Origin of the sequence: Streptococcus suis YS161, assembly GCF_002760245.1 — a bacterium.
GTDB lineage: Bacteria > Bacillota > Bacilli > Lactobacillales > Streptococcaceae > Streptococcus > Streptococcus suis_I.
In genome coordinates this window covers 1-3,620 of the sequence record NZ_ASCA01000062.1, presented here as the reverse complement: position 1 = coordinate 3,620, position 3,620 = coordinate 1, and the positions used below count along the sequence as shown (strand labels likewise).

Here is a 3,620-nt window from a genome sequence, read left to right as displayed (position 1 = left end):
GATACTTTTCATTTTTTAATCAGTTCGATTGTTTTTACTTGACAAAGGGCTTTACATATCAGTCATTTGAATTATCTTTGATACATCGTCACTTTCGGCTTGCCGTACTCTGCAGAAGTGACTTGCTTTGCAAGTTATATCTCCAACCTAGCACAGCCACTAGGCTGTGCTAGCAACCTGCACCTCAGTTCCTTGTCTGAAAGCTAATTCATTCGACTATATCGTTACTTCGCTTTTCCGTCCTTTGTAGAAGTGGCTTATTTCACAAGATTTATTGAGACTGAGCTCAGGCACAGCGCCATTTCTTAGAGTTCGCGCTGGACTTATCGGAAAATCGTGCAAAAATCCTCCGAGAAATTCTCAGAGGATGATGATGTATAAATCTAGTTTTTGATTGGACCATCAGCAACGGCTTCAACGGCATTTTTTATCGTTTGGGCGAAGACTTCGCCTCCATTACTTTCAAGATTGAAATGAACAAGGTCGGTATTGTACCAAATTGGTGGATTATCCTTTGCAACTTGATACCAGTCTGCAATGGAAATGTAATCATATTTTTCAGCCAATTCTTTCTCGTATTGACCAGTTTGATAAGAAATGGATTCGCTCGGAGTGAAGTTTCCATCGTAAGGAGTGACAAAAATAAGGCGACGTCCTTTAGGAAAATCTTTGACTAGCTGGTCTAGTAGTTCCTGATAATTATCCGTAGTATTTGTACCTAGGGCTACAACTACAGTCTCTTTCAAGCTATTATTTTGCTTATAAAGATTTATCAATTTAGCAATTTCAGAGAGATTTCGACTGACAGTTCCATCAATCTGTGCATCTGGTAGCGCGGTCTGTATGGCAGAACTAGCGCGAACAGTAACAGAATCGCCAAAGATGATGACTCCTTTTTGAATTTCAAAACTAGTAGCTTTAGCGTTTTCAGCAGCAGATCGTGTTGTATTTAGTTGGGTCTGAGCTTGATAAAGATTGCTAACCATGCTCTCTTGTTCAAAACTTCCTAATTTTGGTGCAAACAGACAGATACCTAAGCCAACTATGGTCAAGCAAGCAAAGCTACCAAGAAGCCATTTTTTATATGGTTTTAAATCTATGGGTAATCCAAACAAGCTTCCTACTTTTCCAGCAATATATGGTTCTAGAATATAGAAGGAAATAGTTGATAGGATAGTAGAAAAAACAAAGGATAATCCCGCAGCGATAGTGACATTTGTCAGTTGTGTAAAGATAATGAGCAAGGGCCAATGGAAGAGGTAGATATCATAAGAAATACTTGCAAAGAAGAGGATAATTGCAGGTTCTTTGACATCTTCGGTCTTCTCGTGAAGTACCCGAGCAGCAAAAATCATAGTTGCTGTAGCTAAACTGGATAGAAGAAAACCAATTAGATAGGTCCAGATGGAACTGAATTGAAGAGTAAAGAGAAGAAGAAGTTCTACTCCTAGTCCTCCAAGAAACAGACCTATAGCTTGTTTGATAGTCAATGTATTCACTTGTTGCTGGAAGGCAGTTGTTGTATTTCCGATACCAGCGATGGTTGCGAGAATGCTTCCGAGGAAGAATGGGAAGGTATGTGTGAAGCTCGAGTAGTAAATGGTTGAGAAATTATCCACAAAGAAACTTGAGATAGACATTGCTAAAAAACTTAGCGAGAAGAGGCTTATAGATGTTAGAAAAATTGATCCACGTAGTTGCCCCACACTTTTGGAGATGCGAGTCAGATACCAAACTAAACCAGCCCAGACAAGGTAATACTGAACTTCTATGGCTAGTGTCCAAGTATGCACAAATAGATGAGGTGAAAATTGATTCTCGTAACTACCACCTGATAGAATTTCAAAGAAGTTTGTCATGAATCCGAGCGCAGCGGCTATCTGATTGCCGATATTGGCAATGAAATCATTGCGGACAAGCAGAGCAAGTGGAAGAACCAAAAGAATCGTTAAAACCAGAGGGGGGAGAATGCGATAGAATCTTCTTCTGAAAAAGCTGACAATATCTATTTTTTTATGTTTTGCAAACTCATCAATCAAAAGGGCGGTTGTCAAATATCCAGACAGGGTAAAGAAGAGGTCAACCCCAACAAAGCCACCTGGGAAATATTTGATAAAGAAATGATAGAGTAGGACAAAGACTAATCCAATCACACGTATAACGGATAACCATTTAATTTTCATATTGATAAATCCCCTGTTTAAAAGTTCCTTCGTAGATAGCCTGTCCTTCGGTGGTCAATTTTCCTTTTCCATCGGCATAGCCGTTTTTAAATTGCCCGGTATAAACCCACCCACTTGCAGATGTGTAGGTTCCTTGACCGTGGAAAATTCCATTTGTAAATTGTCCTTCGTAGACATCTCCATTATCAAAGGTCAATTTTCCTTGACCATTCATTTTATTTGCAACCACATAACCGTTGTACTGCAGGGCGCCATTATTGAAAGTCATGGCTTGCTTGCTGGCAATTCGCCCTGTAAATACAGAGAGGGCACAGATGAGGATGATAATAAGGGAGAGGATTTCAAGTTTTGGACGGGTGAAATGACTTGTTATATCATGCCATTTTATACTAGGTAATTTGAACTCTTTCATCGTTTTACTCTTTCATAGGATTTGACCGACGCTAATCAGTTCTTTCTAGGATACAGTAAGAAATTATCAGTTCAGTCAGAAATAGTTTACCATTTTTTTACAAATATTACAAAAATATTACATAAAAAATTTATTCTTGGTCAAATGACTGTAACCTGTCCAACCAGTCTTGGCAACCTTTCTTTACCATTTCGTAGGTTTCGTCAAAATCTCCAGTATACCAAGGGTCTGGTACGGATTTTTCTGCGAATTGAAAAATCTTATTTTGGGTATGTGCTGGTGCCATTTTCTGTAAATCTCGGACATTATTGCCGTCCATACCAATGATGACATCAAATTCCTCAAAGTCTGCTTGAGAGATTTGTTGAGAAGTTTTGGTCTTATCATAGGAAATCTTGTGCTTTTGGAAAATTTTCTGTGTTCCAGGGTAGATAGGATTACCATGCTCCCAGTTTGAAGTGGCACGACTTTCAATGTGAAATTGACTTGTCATGTCTTTCATGACAAATTCAGCCATAGGGCTACGACAAATATTTCCAAGACAGACAAAAACGATTTTTTTCATAGATTCTCCTTTCGTGGCATAAGAAAAGAGAAGGTAGACTCGACAGGTAAATGTCTGAGTTCCCCTCTCTTGCATATTTTTGTTCGGGCTATAGGTAAAAGACCAAATTAAGTGTAATGTTCATTATCAAACAGTGCACGACCAATCCTACCTATATTGAACTCTTTGTTTATTTCTCTTCTTTGTCGAAAGCATTTTTGATGCCGTTAATGGCACCTTCAAGCCCATCTTTTGCATCTTCGACTAGCTCTTTTGCTTTGCCAATTCCTTTCTCAACAAGTCCTTCAACTTCAATTTCCTTGTCGCCGGTCAGCTTACCAATTACCTCTTTTGCAGAGCCAGATAGCTGTTCTAGTTTTGCGTCAAATTTTTCTTCTGACATAAAATTCCTCCTCGTAAAATAAGTTTATGGGGATTTTTCAATCCCAAATTTTTAATGAGTGTAATAATGTTAACTTGA

The 3,620-nt window shown here is 38.6% G+C and carries 4 protein-coding genes; all 4 read right to left on the bottom strand.

Annotated features, from left to right (window positions below; genetic code table 11):
• Window positions 1-383: 383 nt before the first annotated feature.
• Complete coding sequence (locus tag SST111_RS08710) at window positions 384-2,183, bottom strand: acyltransferase family protein (protein WP_099810729.1); 1,800 nt, start codon at window positions 2,181-2,183, stop codon at window positions 384-386.
• Window positions 2,173-2,595, bottom strand: coding sequence for a membrane protein (locus tag SST111_RS08705; protein ID WP_044688534.1), 423 nt, complete (start codon window positions 2,593-2,595; stop codon window positions 2,173-2,175). The genes SST111_RS08710 and SST111_RS08705 overlap by 11 nt, the downstream gene beginning before the upstream one ends.
• A 130-nt stretch (window positions 2,596-2,725) precedes the next feature.
• A complete protein-coding gene (locus SST111_RS08700; protein ID WP_099810727.1) occupies window positions 2,726-3,160 on the bottom strand; it encodes a low molecular weight protein-tyrosine-phosphatase in 435 nt (144 codons plus the stop codon).
• A 169-nt stretch (window positions 3,161-3,329) separates the two neighbouring features.
• The gene (locus SST111_RS08695; protein ID WP_002942806.1) at window positions 3,330-3,542 is read right to left on the bottom strand and encodes a CsbD family protein; all 213 of its coding nucleotides are present in this window, start codon (window positions 3,540-3,542) and stop codon (window positions 3,330-3,332) included.
• Between the last annotated feature and the right edge of the window lie 78 nt (window positions 3,543-3,620).

Bases quoted from the DNA above. Each gene is read 5' to 3' on its own strand.
- SST111_RS08700 (WP_099810727.1), bottom strand. From the start codon at position 3,160: ATGAAAAAAATCGTTTTTGTCTGTCTTGGAAATATTTGTCGTAGCCCT.
- SST111_RS08695 (WP_002942806.1), bottom strand. From the start codon at position 3,542: ATGTCAGAAGAAAAATTTGACGCAAAACTAGAACAGCTATCTGGCTCT.
- SST111_RS08705 (WP_044688534.1), bottom strand. From the start codon at position 2,595: ATGAAAGAGTTCAAATTACCTAGTATAAAATGGCATGATATAACAAGT.
- SST111_RS08710 (WP_099810729.1), bottom strand. From the start codon at position 2,183: ATGAAAATTAAATGGTTATCCGTTATACGTGTGATTGGATTAGTCTTT.